This is a genomic window from Streptomyces sp. NPDC059828 (genome assembly GCF_042731955.1).
In the GTDB taxonomy this organism is placed as follows: domain Bacteria; phylum Actinomycetota; class Actinomycetes; order Streptomycetales; family Streptomycetaceae; genus Streptomyces.
This window is the reverse complement of sequence record NZ_JBHWIW010000029.1, coordinates 39,193-55,806: the sequence shown is the minus strand read 5'-3', so window position 1 is coordinate 55,806 and position 16,614 is coordinate 39,193. Positions and strand designations below refer to the sequence as shown.

At 70.8% G+C, this 16,614-nt stretch carries 17 protein-coding genes; 14 read left to right on the top strand and 3 right to left on the bottom strand.

Annotated features, from left to right (window positions below; genetic code table 11):
• The first annotated feature begins 375 nt into the window (after positions 1-375).
• From ACFV6V_RS18905 to ACFV6V_RS18885, 5 genes are all read left to right on the top strand, one after another.
• Complete coding sequence (locus ACFV6V_RS18905; protein WP_385566173.1) at positions 376-858, top strand: tyrosinase family oxidase copper chaperone; 483 nt, start codon at positions 376-378, stop codon at positions 856-858.
• Positions 859-878: 20 nt separating this feature from the next.
• Positions 879-1,697: a tyrosinase family protein gene (locus ACFV6V_RS18900; RefSeq protein ID WP_385566172.1), complete on the top strand. Its 819-nt coding sequence runs from the start codon at positions 879-881 to the stop codon at positions 1,695-1,697.
• Positions 1,698-1,812: 115 nt separating this feature from the next.
• Positions 1,813-2,172 (top strand): histidine triad nucleotide-binding protein, encoded by a 360-nt coding sequence (locus ACFV6V_RS18895; RefSeq protein ID WP_361279528.1) that lies wholly within the window; start codon positions 1,813-1,815, stop codon positions 2,170-2,172.
• A gap of 15 nt (positions 2,173-2,187) precedes the next feature.
• Positions 2,188-3,105: a ribonuclease Z gene (locus ACFV6V_RS18890; protein ID WP_385566169.1), complete on the top strand. Its 918-nt coding sequence runs from the start codon at positions 2,188-2,190 to the stop codon at positions 3,103-3,105.
• A gap of 10 nt (positions 3,106-3,115) precedes the next feature.
• On the top strand, positions 3,116-4,117 hold the full coding sequence (locus ACFV6V_RS18885) for an adenosine deaminase (protein WP_385566166.1): 1,002 nt from the start codon (positions 3,116-3,118) through the stop codon (positions 4,115-4,117).
• A 117-nt stretch (positions 4,118-4,234) separates the two neighbouring features.
• Here ACFV6V_RS18885 and ACFV6V_RS18880 read toward each other — a convergent pair whose 3' ends face one another.
• Positions 4,235-5,578: an MFS transporter gene (locus tag ACFV6V_RS18880; RefSeq protein WP_385566164.1), complete on the bottom strand. Its 1,344-nt coding sequence runs from the start codon at positions 5,576-5,578 to the stop codon at positions 4,235-4,237.
• A 398-nt stretch (positions 5,579-5,976) separates the two neighbouring features.
• On the opposite strand from ACFV6V_RS18880, the gene ACFV6V_RS18875 reads away from it, so the two are divergent.
• The 5 genes from ACFV6V_RS18875 to ACFV6V_RS18855 all read left to right on the top strand — a co-directional run bounded on the left by ACFV6V_RS18875 (position 5,977) and on the right by ACFV6V_RS18855 (position 10,574).
• A complete protein-coding gene (locus ACFV6V_RS18875; RefSeq protein WP_385566242.1) occupies positions 5,977-7,071 on the top strand; it encodes a PfkB family carbohydrate kinase in 1,095 nt (364 codons plus the stop codon).
• 175 nt (positions 7,072-7,246) lie between these two features.
• Positions 7,247-8,332, top strand: a complete 1,086-nt coding sequence (locus tag ACFV6V_RS18870) for a PhoH family protein (RefSeq protein WP_385566161.1) — start codon at positions 7,247-7,249, stop codon at positions 8,330-8,332.
• A 13-nt stretch (positions 8,333-8,345) separates the two neighbouring features.
• A complete protein-coding gene (gene ybeY, locus ACFV6V_RS18865) occupies positions 8,346-8,843 on the top strand; it encodes an rRNA maturation RNase YbeY (protein ID WP_361279522.1) in 498 nt (165 codons plus the stop codon).
• Between the two features lie 64 nt (positions 8,844-8,907).
• Positions 8,908-10,200, top strand: a complete 1,293-nt coding sequence (locus ACFV6V_RS18860; protein WP_385566158.1) for a hemolysin family protein — start codon at positions 8,908-8,910, stop codon at positions 10,198-10,200.
• Positions 10,201-10,220: 20 nt separating this feature from the next.
• A complete protein-coding gene (locus tag ACFV6V_RS18855; RefSeq protein WP_385566239.1) occupies positions 10,221-10,574 on the top strand; it encodes an MmcQ/YjbR family DNA-binding protein in 354 nt (117 codons plus the stop codon).
• An 89-nt stretch (positions 10,575-10,663) separates the two neighbouring features.
• Here the strand turns inward: ACFV6V_RS18855 and ACFV6V_RS18850 are convergent, their stop codons facing one another.
• Positions 10,664-12,082 carry an MFS transporter gene (locus tag ACFV6V_RS18850; RefSeq protein ID WP_385566157.1) on the bottom strand — a complete coding sequence of 473 codons (1,419 nt, stop codon included), beginning with the start codon at positions 12,080-12,082 and terminating at the stop codon, positions 10,664-10,666.
• Between the two features lie 141 nt (positions 12,083-12,223).
• Between ACFV6V_RS18850 and ACFV6V_RS18845 the strand changes: the two genes are divergently transcribed.
• From ACFV6V_RS18845 to ACFV6V_RS18835, 3 genes are all read left to right on the top strand, one after another.
• Positions 12,224-13,048, top strand: a complete 825-nt coding sequence (locus ACFV6V_RS18845; RefSeq protein ID WP_385566237.1) for a helix-turn-helix transcriptional regulator — start codon at positions 12,224-12,226, stop codon at positions 13,046-13,048.
• A gap of 117 nt (positions 13,049-13,165) precedes the next feature.
• Entirely contained in the window at positions 13,166-13,927 is a 762-nt protein-coding gene (locus ACFV6V_RS18840; RefSeq protein WP_385566154.1) for a hypothetical protein, read from the top strand.
• On the top strand, positions 13,924-14,313 hold the full coding sequence (locus tag ACFV6V_RS18835) for a GntR family transcriptional regulator (protein ID WP_385566151.1): 390 nt from the start codon (positions 13,924-13,926) through the stop codon (positions 14,311-14,313). Before ACFV6V_RS18840 ends, ACFV6V_RS18835 begins: the two co-directional genes overlap by 4 nt.
• Positions 14,314-14,673: 360 nt before the next feature.
• Here the strand turns inward: ACFV6V_RS18835 and ACFV6V_RS18830 are convergent, their stop codons facing one another.
• Positions 14,674-15,033 carry a cytidine deaminase gene (locus ACFV6V_RS18830; protein WP_385566150.1) on the bottom strand — a complete coding sequence of 120 codons (360 nt, stop codon included), beginning with the start codon at positions 15,031-15,033 and terminating at the stop codon, positions 14,674-14,676.
• Positions 15,034-15,223: 190 nt separating this feature from the next.
• Between ACFV6V_RS18830 and ACFV6V_RS18825 the strand changes: the two genes are divergently transcribed.
• The gene (locus ACFV6V_RS18825; RefSeq protein WP_385566147.1) at positions 15,224-16,564 is read left to right on the top strand and encodes a beta-xylosidase; all 1,341 of its coding nucleotides are present in this window, start codon (positions 15,224-15,226) and stop codon (positions 16,562-16,564) included.
• The last annotated feature ends 50 nt before the right edge of the window (positions 16,565-16,614 follow it).

Here is a 16,614-nt window from a genome sequence, read left to right as displayed (position 1 = left end):
CGACTGCCGAAACCAGGGCGCCTACCCCGCAGAGCGGGTTCAGCCCCCGCGATTGCGCCGAGTTGCGAACGTGTACACCGTGCCGTTGACGCCGCGGCTGCCGAAGGATTTGTGGGAGCAAGCGGCGGGAGCGGGGCGAGTTTCCCTTCCGAGGGGTCCCTCGGGAGTCGCGCGATGAAGATCATCCGCCGTTGAAGAGTGCACTATCCGTATGTGGTTGTCTTGTTCATGACCGTGTGGGGTCATGCCTCTCTTTCCTCCCGTTCGCCACTGCCAACATGTGGGGCCACGGGACGCGTTCGTCCCACCACTCGAAGAAACGTTCCTGCTGCTGGTCCTCCACGGCCGGCGGCGGGCCGACGAGAGGAGCAGAACGTGCAACGTCTCACCCGCCGCGACATGGTGCGAGGAACCACCCTCGTGGTCGCCGGTGCCGCGCTCGCCGCACCGGCAGCCGTCGCCGCCGCCACCGCGTCGCGGCCTTCCGGAACCCAGGGTGCGGGGCATCACGGCGCCGGTACGCAGCACACCGCTTCGGCCCATGCCGCTCAGGCCCGCGCGGCCGACGTACCGGAGCCGTTCGACGAGACGTACCTCGGGCGGCACATTGAGGGCTGGCCCGCCGAGGAGGGTGACGGCGGTGGACATCACGGCCACGGCCGGAAGGCCCAGGAGCCCCAGGAACCCGTGGAGTTCGTCGTCCGCGTCGACGACGACGAGCTGCATGTGATGCGGAACGCGGACGGCACCTGGATCAGCGTCGTCAACCACTACGAGATCCACCGCACACCACGCGACGCGGCCCGCGCCGCCGTACGGGAACTGCACGGCGCCTCACTCGTACCCCTCACCGTCTGACGTCCGACAAGGAGCGTGGTATGGCAGACCGCAAGAACCAGGCAGACCTCTCCGCCACCGAGAAGCGCGACTTCGTGGACGCCGTGGTCCAGCTCAAGAAGCAGGGCCGCTACGACGAGTTCATCACCACCCACAACGCCTTCATCATGAGCGACACCGACAGCGGAGAGCGCACGGGGCACCGTTCCCCGTCGTTCCTCCCCTGGCACCGCCGGTTCCTCCTGCAGTTCGAGCAGGCACTCCAGAGCGTCAACCCCTCGGTGATGCTGCCCTACTGGGACTGGACCGTCGACCGCTCGCCCCGCAGCTCCCTGTGGGCTGACAGCTTTCTCGGCGGCGACGGCCGCGCCGGCGACGGCAGGGTCACCACCGGCCCTTTCGCCTTCGGCGGCGGCAACTGGCCCATGAACATACGCGTCGACGGCAGGACCTTTCTGCGCCGGTCGCTGGGCGTCGGCGTCCGCGAGCTGCCCACTCGCGCCGAGGTCGACTCCGTGCTCGCCCTGAGCACCTATGACGCGTCTCCCTGGAACAGCGGGTCCAGCGGCTTCCGCAACCAGGTCGAAGGCTGGCGCGGACCGAACCTCCACAACCGGGTCCATGTGTGGGTGGGCGGTCAGATGACCACCGGAGCCTCGCCGAACGACCCCGTGTTCTGGCTCCACCACTGCTTCATAGACAAGCTGTGGGCCGACTGGCAGCGACTGCACCCTTCACTGGGATACGTGCCCGTCACCGCCCCGCAGGGCGTCGTCGGTCTGCGCGACACGATGAAGCCGTGGAACGACGTGACGCCCGAGGACATGCTCGACCACACGAAGTTCTACACCTACCGCTGAGGCACGGCCTACCGGCATGGCGCGGCGAGCGGCGGCGGTTGGGGGACTCCCCATCCGCCGCTCTGGGGATAGCATGCGCACGTACTGATCACCGGAGTCGGGAAGGGGCCGGACCATGGCGGGAGAACCGCAGGCGGACTGCCTGTTCTGCAAGATCGTCGCGGGGGACGTGCCCGCCACCGTCGTCCGCGAGACCGAGACGACCGTCGCCTTCCGCGACATCAACCCGCAGGCGCCCACCCATGTGCTCGTGATCCCCCGGGTGCACTACCCCGACGCCGGCACGCTGGCCGCAGCCGAGCCCGCCGTCGCCGCCGACATACTGCGCGAGGCGGCCGAGGTCGCGGCCGAGGAGAAGGTCGACGGGACCGGCTTCCGCGTCGTCTTCAACACCGGTTCCGGCGCCGGACAGACCGTGTTCCACGCGCACGCCCACGTCCTCGGCGGCCGTGGCCTCAACTGGCCTCCCGGCTAGAGCGCCGGAGCCCTCATGTCCGTACGCGAACTGGTCGTGCTCGGCACCGCCAGTCAGGTCCCCACCCGGCACCGCAACCACAACGGCTATCTGCTCCGCTGGGACGGCGAAGGCATCCTCTTCGACCCGGGTGAGGGCACCCAGAGGCAGATGCTCCGGGCCGGAGTCGCCGCACACGACATCAACCGGATCTGTGTCACCCACTTCCACGGTGACCACTCACTCGGCCTCGCCGGGGTGATCCAGCGCATCAACCTCGACCAGGTTCCGCACCCGGTCACCGCGCACTACCCGGCGAGCGGACAGCGCTTCTTCGAACGGCTGCGGTACGCGACCGCCTACCGCGAGACCGTCCCCATCTCCGAGCGCCCCGTCACCGACGACGGTGGCGACGGCGTGCTCGCCATCACGCCGGCCTACACCCTCGACGCCCGCAAGCTCTCCCACCCCGTGGAGTCCTTCGGCTACCGGCTCACCGAACCGGACGGCCGCCGGATGCTCCCCGAACGTCTGGCCGCACACGGCGTCAAGGGCCCCGACGTGGGCCGCATCCAGCGCGAGGGCGTCCTCGGCGGGGTCAGCATCGAAGACGTGAGCGAGATACGCAGGGGACAGCGTTTCGCCTTCGTCATGGACACCCGCCTCTGCGAGGGGGTCTACGAACTCGCCGACGGCTGCGACATGCTCGTCATCGAGTCCACCTTCCTCGACGAGGACCGCCGGCTTGCCACCGACCACGGCCACCTCACCGCGGGGCAGGCCGCAGCCGTGGCACGTGACGCGGGCGTACGGCACCTCGTGCTGACGCACTTCTCCCAGCGCTACAGCGAACCCGGGGAGTTCGAGCGCGAGGCCCGCGCGGCGGGCTTCGACGGCGAACTCTCCGTGGCCCAGGACCTCGTCCGCGTACCCCTGCCCAAACGCGCACCCTGAGCGAGCACCGATGCCAGCACTGCCCAAGGCCGAACTGCACCTCCACATCGAGGGCACTCTCGAACCCGAACTCGCCTTCACACTCGCCGCACGCAACGGAGTCGAGCTCCCCTATGCCGGGACCGAGGACCTCCGCAAGGCGTACCTCTTCACCGACCTCCAGTCCTTCCTCGACCTGTACTACGAGCTGATGGCGGTGCTGCGCACCGCCGAGGACTTCACCGAACTCGCCGACGCCTATCTCGCGCGGGCCGCCACCCAGGGCGTACGGCATGCCGAGATCTTCTTCGACCCGCAGGCGCACACCGCCCGCGGTATCCCCATCGGCACCGTGATCGAAGGGCTGGCCCACGCCCTCGACCGCGCCGATGAGCGGCACGGCGTCTCCACCCAGCTGATCATGTGCTTCCTGCGGGACCAGCCCGCGGATTCCGCGATGGCCACGCTCGACGCCGCGAAGCCGTATCTCCACCACATCAGCGGAGTCGGCCTGGACTCGGCCGAGGTCGGCAATCCGCCCGCCACGTTCCGCGAGGTCTACGCCGCCGCCGAGTCACTCGGACTGCGCAAGGTCGCCCACGCCGGGGAGGAGGGTCCGCCCGCCTACATCGAGGAGGCCCTCGACGTGCTGGGCGTCGAGCGCATCGACCACGGGCTGCGCGCGATGGAGGACCCGGCGCTGGTGGAGCGGCTGGTACGGGAGCGGATCCCGCTGACCGTGTGCCCGCTGTCGAACGTGCGGCTGCGCGCCGTCGACACCCTGGAGGACCACCCGCTGCGCGCGATGATGGACGCCGGGCTTCTGGTGACCGTCAACTCCGACGACCCCGCGTACTTCGGCGGCTATGTCGGGGACACCTTCCACGCGGTCCGCGAGGCCCTGGGACTGGACCGGGAGCAGATGCGGCAGCTCGCGCGGAACTCGTTCGAGGCGTCCTTCCTGGACCAGGACGAGGCCCGGCGCAGGCGGTATCTGGACGCGGTCGACGCGTATGAGTTCGGCGCCGGCTGAGTCCTTCCCGGACGGCTCTGACGGCTCAGAAGGACTGAGGGAAGACGTGAGCCCGGGACCTCCCCTCCAGGTCCCGGGCTCCGTTCCAGCGCCGCTGATTCTCCGGAATTCGGGGACTCAGGAGGCGAGGACCTTGGACGACCGGTCGCGGATGAGCCGCCGCCGCCGTGCCCGTACCGGTGCCGGGATCTCCGTGACCGCCTGCTCGGGCGCGCCGATCTGCGGGACGCGGGCGCCCGTCGAGGCCATTCCGGCCGCACCGGCGACGACGGCCGCCGGGTTGCCGCCGCGGCGGCGGATGGCACCCGGGACCAGCGGACGGCCGGAGGTGTGCAGGGCCACCGCCGACATCGGGACCGCCACGAGCAGCAGCATCGCGCACATCGCCAGGCCCATCACCGGGTATCCGGTGTGCTCCGACAGCAGGCTTCCGGTCATGGGACCGCAGGCCACACCCAGCGACGACGCGGCGCCCACCAGCACCGCCCACCGGCCGCGCGGGTCGAGCGAGGCGGAGAGGCCGAGCAGGTACGACAGGACCACCGGGTAGAAGAGGTTCCAGAGGACCTCGCCGGTGGCGAAGCCGACCAGGCCCCGGGCCGACGAACTCACCACGATGCAGCCGCCGATCAGCGCCGTGCCCACGCCGATCGGCACCGCCCGGCCGAGCCGGGAGCCGACCGCACCGGCGCCGATGACACCCGTCAGACCCGCGCCGAGGGCGACCGCGAAGACCGCCCCCACGGTGGCCTCGCTCAGGCCCGCCTGGGTGGTGCCGATCCGTCCGCTGACGCCCCACAGGGCGTTCTGGGCCATGGACCAGAAGAGGATCGCGCCCGCGAGCACGATGCCCGAGCGGCGCCGCGGCAGTGGGGTCCGCGAGCTGAACGGGACCGTGGCGGAGCCCCCCGGCGCCGCCACCGTCCCGGCTCCCGTCAGCCGTGCGGTCGCCGGCCACACCAGCACCGCTGCGACGGCCAGCGCCGCGAATGGCAGCGCGTGCCCGCCGCCGAGCCGCGGAATCGTGAGGTACAGCGCCCCCGCGGTCGCCGACACCGCCAGCAGTCCGAGCGAGGACGCCCGGTGTGGATCGCGCTGCGCGGCGATGCCCGCCGCGGCCACCGCCGTCGCCGTACCCGAGCCCAGGCCGCCGACGGCGGCACCGGCGATCACCAGCGGTACGTACGAGGTGAGGGCGGCGGCGCCGTAGCCGGCGAAGGTCAGCAGCAGTCCCAGCCGGGCCAGTCGCCGCTGCCCGTGGCGGTCGACGCGGGAGGCCAGCGCGAAACCGGCGATGGCCGAGTGGAGCAGCAGGGTGGATCCCACGAGACCGGCCTCGGCGGAGCTGAGTCCGAGTCCGGTGGACAGGCGGCCGACGATGGTCGGCAGGAGGTACGGGGCCAGGTAGCCGGCGTTGAACACGGCGACCAGGGGCCACGCGGCGCGCGGGCGCGAAGACATGGGCGTTCCCGGAAAAGGGCAGGGCGAAGCGGGGGTCAAGGAGGGGGGAGGCGCCCGGTGTTGCACAGGAACGTGGGGCAGCGGGGCAATTTGTATCAAGTGTGTCCGGGGTCGGAGAAGGTGAGATGGTGTGAGGCGGGACACATTTGGTTTGCCTGGGTATCTCAGGGGTAGGCAAGCGCGATTTCGGTGATCGTCGGCGCCTCTGTGGAGCCCCGGATCAGGCACACTGGGCAGATCCCGCAGAGCCCTCGGACCGCTCGCACCACATTCGCACCGACCTGCACTGGCCCGCACCGACCGCACCCCCGGGAGGCGTCGTGATCACGCCCGGCGGAGACCTGCAACACGCCGCTGCCGCACACCTGTTGGACGAGCATGTCGACCCGCTGCGTGACATGCGCGCGGACGGCGACCCCGGGTGCGATGTGTTCCTGACCGGCACGGTGTTCCTGGACATCATCTTCACCGGCCTGGACAGCGCCCCCGTCCGCGGCACCGAGTCCTGGGCCCGGGGTATGGGGTCGAGCCCCGGCGGCATCGCCAACATGGCCACCGCCCTCGCCCGCCTCGGGCTGCGTACCTCCCTCGCGGCGGGTTTCGGCGACGACCACTACGGCGACTACTGCTGGGACGCGCTCGAACAGGGTGAGGGCATCGACCTCTCGATGTCACGCACCATCCGCGGCTGGCACTCCCCGGTCACCGTCTCCATGGCCTACGAGGGAGAGCGGACGATGATCTCCCACGGCCACGAAGCCCCGCCGTACGACGACACCGGGGACAGCGGCGAGGAGGGCGTACCCCCGGCGCACTCGGTGCCCCCGCGGGCACGGGCCGCCGTCGCGTCCCTCGTACCGGGCCGCCCGGAGGGCTGGATCGCCGGGGCCGCGGCCCGTGGCGCCCGGATCTTCGCCGACACCGGCTGGGACGACACCGGCCGCTGGGACCTGGCGGCCCTCCCCGGGCTCGAACTGTGCGAGGCGTTCCTGCCCAACGCCGAGGAGGCGATGCGGTACACCCGCACCGACTGCCCCCGCGCCGCGGCCCGGGTGCTCGCCGAGAAGGTGCCGGTCGCCGTGGTCACCCTCGGCGCGGACGGTGCCGTCGCCGTCGACGGGGGCTCGGGCGAGACCGCCGAGGTCCCGGCGATCGAGGTCGAGGCGCTGGACCCCACGGGCGCGGGCGATGTGTTCGTGGCCGGATTCGTCACGGGCACCCTCGCGGGCTGGCCCCTCGCCGACCGGCTGGCCTTCGCCGGGCTGACCGCCGCGCTGTCCGTGCAGGAGTTCGGCGGGTCACTCTCCGCACCCGGCTGGTCCGAGGTGGCCGCCTGGTGGCAGCGCGTGCAGGGGTGGGTCGGCCAGGACCCGGAGGCGCTGGCCCGCTACGCCTTCCTCGGCGGTCTCCTTGAGCGGCTGCTGCCCAGGGCCTGCCGCCCCTGGCCACGGGCGCGGGCGGTGCCCACGATCGGCTTCCGCCGCTCTCCCTGAGGCGCTCTGCGGCGCTCTGCGGCGTTCTGGCGTGTTCCGAGGCGCGCCCGCCGAGACCTTCCGTGTGAAAAACGCCTCGGCACTGTCAGCGCGGGGTCGTACGCTTGTATCCAAGAGGTTGTCGAGCAGCGAGAACCCTGCAACGGGAGGTATGTGCAGGCCACAGAGCCGGCCCATGACTCAGACACCCACAGCCCAGAACACTCCCCGTCCCGAGAGCGCCGGGGGGAACCCTGCGCCGGGGCAGGCGCGAGCCCAGTTCACCGTCCCTGCGAAGCATCCGATGGTGACGGTTCTCGGCTCGGGCGATGCCCTGCTGCGCGTGATCGAGAGGTCCTTCCCCGGGGCCGATATCCATGTCCGGGGCAACGAAGTCAGTGCGGTGGGTGACGAGCGGGAAGTCGCTCTGATCCAGCGCCTGTTCGACGAGATGATGCTGGTGCTCCGCACCGGGCAGCCGATGACGGAGGACGCGGTGGAACGCTCGATCGCCATGCTCAGGGCGAGCGAGAACGGCGATGGCCCGGATGAGACCCCGGCCGAGGTGCTCACACAGAACATCCTTTCCAGCCGCGGTCGCACCATCCGCCCCAAGACCCTCAACCAGAAGCGCTATGTCGACGCCATCGACAAGCACACGATCGTCTTCGGCATCGGCCCCGCGGGCACCGGCAAGACCTATCTGGCCATGGCCAAGGCGGTCCAGGCGCTCCAGTCCAAGCAGGTCAACCGGATCATCCTGACCCGGCCCGCGGTGGAGGCGGGGGAGCGGCTCGGCTTCCTGCCAGGCACGCTCTACGAGAAGATCGACCCGTATCTGCGCCCGCTCTACGACGCCCTGCACGACATGCTCGACCCCGACTCCATCCCGCGCCTGATGGCCGCGGGCACGATCGAGGTCGCACCGCTGGCGTACATGCGCGGTCGCACGCTCAACGACGCCTTCATCATCCTGGACGAGGCCCAGAACACGAGCCCCGAGCAGATGAAGATGTTCCTGACCCGCCTCGGCTTCGATTCGAAGATCGTCATCACCGGTGACGTCACCCAGGTCGACCTTCCCGGCGGGACCAAGAGCGGTCTGCGCCAGGTCCGGGAGATCCTGGAAGGGGTCCCCGATGTGCACTTCTCGATGCTGACGTCGCAGGATGTCGTCCGGCACAAGCTCGTCGGCCGTATCGTCGACGCGTACGAGCGGTACGACAGCCGTAACGGCTCCCACCACGCCACTCATGGCACCAGCGGCTCCCACGGGAAGTGAACCGATCAGCACCATGTCGATCGACGTCAACAACGAGTCCGGCACCGAGGTCAACGAAGAGGCGATCCTCGACATCGCCCGCTACGCCCTCGCGCGGATGCGTATCCACCCGCTCTCCGAACTCTCGGTGATCGTCGTGGACGCCGAAGCCATGGAGCAGCTCCATATCCAGTGGATGGACCTGCCCGGGCCGACCGATGTCATGTCCTTCCCGATGGACGAGCTGCGTCCGCCGGCCAAGGACGCCGACGAGCCCCCGCAGGGGCTGCTCGGCGACATCGTGCTCTGCCCGGAGGTCGCCCGCAAACAGGGGGACGAGGCCCCGACCCAGCACTCCATGGACGAGGAGCTCCAGCTCCTCACCGTCCATGGAGTGCTGCACCTCCTCGGCTACGACCACGAGGAGCCGGACGAGCGCGCCGAGATGTTCGGCTTGCAGGCGGCGATCGTGGACGGCTGGCGTGCGGAGAAGGGCCTGACGGGCCCCTCCCCGGCACCGACCGTCTCATGAGACCCGCACCTGTCTCCGTCCCCGCCTCGTACGTGAGGTCCGCACCGGACGGCGGGGCCGCCTCATGAGCGCCCAGCTGATCGCCGGTGCGGTCCTGCTCGTCGTCGTCGCCTGGCTCGCGGCCTGTGCCGAGGCGGGCATCGCCCGTGTCTCCAGCTTCCGTGCCGCCGAGGCCCAGCGCGCGGGGCGGCGCGGCGCCGACAAGCTCGTCCAGGTGGCGTCCGACCCGACCCGCTACCTCAACGTGGCCCTGCTGGTGCGCGTCGCCTGCGAGATGGCGGCCGGAGCCCTGGTCACCTACGCCTGCCTCCAGGAGTTCGCCGCGACCTGGGAGGCGCTGGCCGTCGCCATCGGCGTGATGGTCCTGGTCTCCTATGTCGCCGTCGGGGTCTCGCCGCGCACCATCGGTCGTCAGCATCCGCTCAACACGGCGACCGCCGCGGCGTACGTCCTGCTGCCGCTGGCCCGCATCATGGGCCCGATCCCGCAACTGCTGATCCTCATCGGCAACGCGCTCACCCCCGGCAAGGGTTTCCGCAAGGGCCCGTTCGCCAGCGAGGCGGAGCTGAGGGCCATGGTCGACCTCGCCGAGCAGGAGTCGCTGATCGAGGCCGACGAGCGCAAGATGGTGCACTCCGTCTTCGAGCTCGGCGACACCCTCGTACGCGAGGTCATGGTCCCGCGCACCGATCTGATCTGCATCGAGCGCTACAAGACCATCCGCCAGGCGCTGACCCTGGCGCTGCGCTCCGGCTTCTCCCGGATCCCCGTGACCGGTGAGAACGAGGACGACATCGTCGGGATCGTGTATCTCAAGGACCTCGTGCGCAAGACGCACATCAACCGCGATGCCGAGGCCGAGCTGGTCTCCACGGCGATGCGGCCCGCAGCCTTCGTGCCCGACACCAAGAACGCGGGCGATCTGCTGCGCGAGATGCAGCAGGAGCGCAACCATGTCGCCGTCGTGATCGACGAGTACGGCGGTACGGCGGGGATCGTCACCATCGAGGACATCCTCGAGGAGATCGTCGGTGAGATCACCGACGAGTACGACCGCGAGCTGCCGCCCGTGGAGGAGCTCGGGGACTCCCGCTACCGGGTGACGGCCCGGCTCGACATCGGGGACCTCGGCGAGCTGTTCGGTCTCGACGAGTTCGACGACGAGGACGTCGAGACGGTCGGCGGGTTGCTCGCCAAGTCACTTGGGCGCGTTCCGATCGCCGGAGCCACCGCGGTGGTGGAACTCCCGGACGGGCGCTCCCTGCGGCTGACGGCGGAGTCGCCGGCCGGGCGCCGGAACAGGATCGTCACCGTCCTGGTGGAGCCCTCGGAACCGGCGGCCGGACCGGTCGCATGACGGACCGGACGAGTGACCCGATGACCGCGAAGCAGCTCAGGGCCTTCTGCCTGGAGCAGAACGCGGTGGTGGAGGACTTCCCCTTCACCCCCGAGGTCTCCGTGTTCAAGGTCGCCGGGAAGATGTTCGCCCTCACCGACCTCGCATCCACCCCGCTGAAGGTGTCGCTGAAGTGCGATCCGGACGAGGCGGTGCGGCTGAGGGCCGAGCATCCGGCGATCGTGCCGGGCTGGCACCTCAACAAGCGCCACTGGAACACCGTCACCGTGGCGGAGCTCCCGGCCCGTATGGTCCGGGAGCTCATCGAGGACTCGTACGACCTGGTCGTCGCGGGTCTGCCGAAGGCCGAGCGACTCCGTCTCGACAGACCCTGACCGGCCCGAGCGGGGCGGGGCCGGCCCGGCAGTCGGCATCCCTGTGTCCGCCCCGCCGATGCCGTCCCAGCCACCGCCCGCCCAGGTCGTCATCGCCGACCGCGCAGGCCCACTGCCATCAGCACAGCCGCCGCCACCACGATCACGGCGTCGATCCCCAGCACGGCCCGCACACCGTCGTACAGCCCGCCGCCCCAGGTGGTCGCCAGCACGCCCAGCAGCGGGATTCCCACCGTCAGCCCCACCTGCTGGGTGGTGGTGACCAGCCCGGTGGCGAGTCCCTGCTCCTCGTCCGGCACACCCGAGGTGACGGTGAGCCCGTACGAGATGATCGCGAGCAGGTGGCACATGCTCGCCAGCGACACCGCCACGGTGGCGAGGACGACCCCTGACCGCTCACCGAGGCCAAGCAGCAGCGCCACGAGCAGCCCCTGGCCCAGCAGGCCCATCGCCAGCGTCCGCCGCGCGCCCAGCCGCCCGATGACCTTGGGGGCGTACGCACCCGCGAGGATCGAAACCCCGCCCTGCACTCCGAAGACCAGCCCGGTCCCGAACGCGGAGATCCCGAGCACCTCCTGGAGGTACAGGGTCAGCACGAAGACCACGGTCGACATCATCGAGAAGGTGACCAGACCACCGAGGTTCCCCAGGGCCACGGTGCGCCGGCGCAGCATCGGCAGCGACACCAGCGGGGCGGCGCTGCGGGACTCGACGACCACGAACGCGGTCAGCAGGAGCAGGCCCGCGACGAGCGTGACCAGCACGTCCAAGCCCCCGAAGCCGCGGTCGGCGGCCGTGGTCAGCGCGTAGATCAGCGCGAGCAGTCCGCCGGTGACGGTGACCGCGCCGGGCACGTCGAGCCGCGGCCGGTCGGCGGTACGGGACTCGGTCAGCAGCCGCGGCGCGAGCGGCAGCACCACCAGCGAGAACACAGTGAGCAGGCCCATCGTGGAGCGCCAGCCGAGGGTGTCGGTCATCACCCCGCCCAGCACCATGCCGACGGTGAAGCCCAGCGACATCAGCGTGCCGCTGATGCCCAGCGCCTTCTCACGCTGCGGCCCCTCGGGAAACGTGGTGGTCAGCAGGGACATCCCGGTCGGCACGATGACCGCGGCGCCGAGCCCCTGGAGCGCCCGCCCGGCGAGGAACGCCGCCGGGTCCCAGGCGAAGGTCGCCAGCAGCGACGCCGCGCCGAACAGGGCGAGACCCGAGAGGAACAGCCTGCGCCGGCCGTAGAGATCGGCGATCCGGCCGAACAGCAGCAGAAATCCGCCGGAGGGCAGCGCGAACGCGGTGACGCCCCATTGCAACGCGGTGGTGCTCATCCCGAGGTCGGCGCCGAGCACGGGCAATGCCACATTGAGTACGGAGAAATCCAGCGCGACCATGAACTGCGCGGCGCACAGCACGAAGAGGGTGAGACGGGCCCGGCCGGTCAGCCGTACCGGAGCCGCGGGACCTTGCCGAAGAGCAGACGTGCCGGTGGGGTGGGATGTGTCGATTGCCATGCCCCCGAGCCTCCTGCGGACGGAATGCCGCTGGGGAGCCGCTACTTATCCTGTTGGCCGCACCACCACTCAGGACCTCAGGGGGAGTTGTACGTGGCTGAGACCAGGACCCATCGGCACACCGAACTGCGGGAGTTCCTGATGAGCCGCCGTGCCCGGATCAATCCGGCGGACGCCGGACTGCCGGATGGCGGCGCGCGCAGGCGCACCCCGGGACTGCGCCGTGAGGAGGTGGCGGTACTCGCGGGTGTCGGGGTCTCCTGGTACCAGTGGCTCGAGCAGGGCAGGGACATCACGGTCTCCCCGCAGGTGCTGGACGCGGTGGCCAGGGTGCTGCGGCTGAGCAGCGCGGAGCGCCGCCACCTGTACGCGCTGGCGGGCCTCAACCCGCCGCCCGCCGAGGTCGATCCGGCCGAGCGGCACGGCAACTGCGAGGGGATGCGGCGGCTGATCGACACCTGGATGCCCTATCCCGCGCACATCATGGATGCGTACTGGAACATCATCATGTACAACGACGCGGCGACCGTGGTCATGGGCATGCGTCCGGAGAACCCGCAGAACTGTGTGATCTCGTTCTTCACCGACCCCGTCTACCGGGCGCGTGCCACCAGCTGGCAGCGGAACGCGGCGACGGTGGTGGCGCAGTTCCGGGCGGCGTGCTCGGAGCGCCCGGACGACGAGGGGTTCCGGGCGGTCGTGGCGGCGGCGAAGGAGGCGAGCGAGGAGTTCGCCGAGCTGTGGGACCGCCGGGACATCGCCCCCGGCGGTCAAGTGCGCAAGGAGATGGAGCACCCGCTGGTGGGTCCGCTGTATATGGAGGCGACCCAGCTGAAGGTGCCGGCGAGGCCCGATCTGACGATCGTGCTGCACACGCCGCTCGCAGAGGGGGACACGGCGGCGAAGCTGGAGTGGCTGGTGTCCCCGGAGGGCCGCAGGGGAGCGATGTACCCACTCACCGGCTGACCGCCGCTGCCGGGATGAACCCCTCATGAGGTCAAGTGTATTTACTGCTTGACACACTTGGCCTCGCGGACCGATTGTATCAATTAGTTGATACACATCATGGGGGAGGGGAACGGCATGTCTGGAGCCGTACGTACAGGCGGCGCGTGGCGGGAGGTGCTGGAGGCTTCGGTGCGCTGGCTCGGCGCGGCAGCGGGGCTGGCGGTCAACGCGCTGGTCACCTACAGCCCCGCGCCGGACGTGGATCTGCTCTGCGGGTTTCCCGTGTTCGGACTGTGTGTGATGGCGGGCGTGTTGGCGGGGGATGTCATCGCGCGCCCCAGCCCCGGTCGGCTGCGCACCGCCGAGGTGGCTCCCCGCAGCGTCCGGGACCAGGTGCCCCGGCTGCTCACCGCCTCGGTGGCGGTGCAGGCCCTCGTGCTCGTTCCGCTCCTTGTCGTCGGTGCCGCGACGGCGACAGCGGACGCCGAGGGCCGCCCGGGGCGGGCCTGGGCGGTCACCTGCCCGGAGGGGGTGCGGCTGCTGGCGCCCTGGCCCGGTCCGGCCTACGTCTGGCCGGCCTTCGGCGGTCTCCTGCTCGGTACCGCCGCCTGCGCGCTGCTGCTGCGCCGGATCGCGAGATACTCCACGGGCGACGGCCAGCGCCGCGCGGCCAACGCGCGGGCCGCTGTCGGCGCATGGGGGGTACTCGTGAACGCCCCTCTCTTCGCCATCTCCGGAACGATGGGTTTCACGCTCTTGGAGGGTTCCTGCGGTGGCACGATGTACGCCGTGGCCGGCGGCGGGCTGGGCGCCGTGGCCCTCGCATCGGCGATCACCGCGGGCCATTGCCTGTGCGTCCTGCTGCTGCCGCAGGTCTATGTGAAGGCGCAGTCATGACGGGCGTCGCCGTCAGGGTCACCGTCGACCAGGCTTCTCCCGTGCCGCCGTACGAGCAACTCCGCGGTCAGTTGGCGGACTTGATTGCAGTCGGTCGGCTGGGGCACGGGGACAGGCTGCCGTCGGTGCGTCAGCTGGCCTCTGAGCTCGGGGTGGCGAACAACACCGTGGTGCGGGCCTACCGCGAACTCGAGACCGCGGGCCTCGTCGGAAGCCGCAGGGGCTCCGGCACCCGGGTCATCGCCCCGCCGGCCACGACCGGGGTCAGGGAGAAGCTGGCGGAGTACGCACACCGCTACGTCACCGCCGCCAGGCAGTTGGATGCCGGTGACGAGGAGGCCCTCGCCGCGATCCGGCACGCCCTCGCGAGTCTCGACAGGCGGTGATGCCGCGCCGGTGCCGGCGGTGAACGATGTGCCGGACGGTGCGCCGTGGCGGCGTGCGGGCCGGGTGTCCGCGTCTCGCGCTCCGCCTGCGGCGCCGGAGTCGTCCGGATCTCACGGTCGGGCCTGCGGCGGCGACGCCCCAGCGCCCCCGTCCGGCCTTGGCCGTGTTGGAGAACTGGCGTCGTCCGCCCGGAGGGCGGGGATCGCTGCGTCCGGTGCGTGCCATCGCAAGGCGGTGGGGGTTCCCCCGCCGGAGGCAGGGGGAGGTCGTCCTCGTACCGGGCGTACTCGGACGGTTAGACAACGCAGCGAGTGTGCGTGCGAGGCGTCGCGAGCCAGGCGGGAGTTCTCAGACACGGCTTAGGTCGACAGCGTCGCCCGGACCTCGCCGTCGGGGCCCGCCAGATACACCGGGGTCCCCGCCCCGCCCAGGTCGCGCACCGCGGAGAGGTCGGTGTCCGGGACCACGGTCGTGTCAGCGACCACCGCCGCCGCCTCGAGGGACTTCGCGCCGCTCGCCACCGCCATGGCGACCGCGGTCTGGAGGGCACTCAGGCGCAGGGACTCCAGGGCCACGGTGCCCGCGACATACGTACGTCCGGTCTCGTCCCGGACCGCCGCGCCCTCCGGCACGCCGTTGCGGGCGCGGGCGCTGCGCGCCAGGGTGATGATCTTGCGGTCCTCGGGGTCGAGTGCGTCGAGTGCGGTGCTCTCAGTCATGCGCCGAGCATATGCGCTGTCCCCGTGGGCCCGCCGGGCCCGCGGAGCCCATGCCTCCGCCGTGAGCTGCGGAAACGGGGATCTTGACAGTATCTGATGGGTCATCAGACGGTGCATTTCGATTCCATTGACTTCTTTTCGCTTCAACCGGTCAATGGCGGCCACCGATTGAAGTGAAAGGGGGAAGCCCATGGCATCCCTACGCTCGTCCACCCGAAGACGCCGCTGGGCAGCCGCTCTCGGCGTGACCGCTCTCGCCGTGTCCGGGTCCACCGTCCTCGCGCCCGGCGCGCAGGCCCAGGCCCAGGCGGTGGCGGCGTCGGTCTCCTTCCCGACCCACTGCGTACCACCGCCGATCGCGGGCATCCCGCCCATCGACGGCACCACGACCGCGGAGATCACCGTCGACAACGCCACACCCAAGGTCGGCGACACGGTCACCGTCACCTACAAGGTGACCAGCCCCGCCGCGGGCAACCCGGTCGACATCGCGCTCCCGGCCGACATCATGACGCCGACCGGCAAGGCCACCCTCGGCGGTGCCCAGACCGGCAGCATGAACGTCACGGGGCCCAAGTCCAACCCGCCGGTCGCCGGCAAGGCGCCGTTCCCGGCGTTCTCGATGACCGGTACGTTCAAGGTCACCACGCCGGGTTCGATCACGCTCTCGCCGGGTGACTACAACATCCACACCAGCTACATCATGGAGCTGGACACCCCCTGCACGGTGACGAACCCGCCCGCGCCCGTCTCGCTGACGATCGTCGCCAGCCCGCAGACCGTCCCCAATGACCGCGCCATCCAGCTCGGCACCGCGTCCGGCAATGCGGGCGACGCGGTCACGGTCACCGGCAGCAAGTTCACGCCGGGCGCCGCCGTGACCCTTGCGGGGCGTTCCGGAGCGGTTGAGACCGCCGACAGGACGACGGTCACCGCCGACTCCAACGGCTCGTTCTCCGGGCAGCTCACGGTGAACGCGCTGGGCACCACGGGCATCGTCGCGTACGAGGGCGGCGCCTGGGACTCCAGCAAGGGCGCGGGCCCCGCCGCCTACACCGTCATCGACAACACCCCGGTCCCGGCGAACGCCCAGAAGGTCAATGCCTCGGTCGCGGCCGGCACCCTGTCGATGACCCAGGCCGGTGACAGTGTCCAGCTCACCTCGGTCGACTACGGCCAGGGCGGCTCCGCCACCGGTGATCTGAACGCGGTGACGGTCAAGGACTTCCGCGGCGGCCCCGCGGGCTGGTCCCTGACCGGAAAGATCACCGACTTCACCGGGCCGGCCGGCACCATCGGTGCGGGCCAGCTCTCCTGGACGCCGTCCTGCACCACCAAGGCCGGCAGCCCGAGCACCTGTGTCGCGGGCTCCGGGGGCGCCGTCGGCCTGGCCGGCGCGACCCTCGCGTCCACCCCCAACGGTGCGGCCACCGGTGGTGAGTTCACCGCGGGCGCGAAGCTGTCGCTGAACGTCCCGGCGTTCACGGCACCCGGCGCCTACTCCGGAGTGCTCACGCTCACCCTCACCTGATCACCAGGCGGGCCGGGCGCGCACCCGGTCGGCCCGCCCCGAACCCCGGG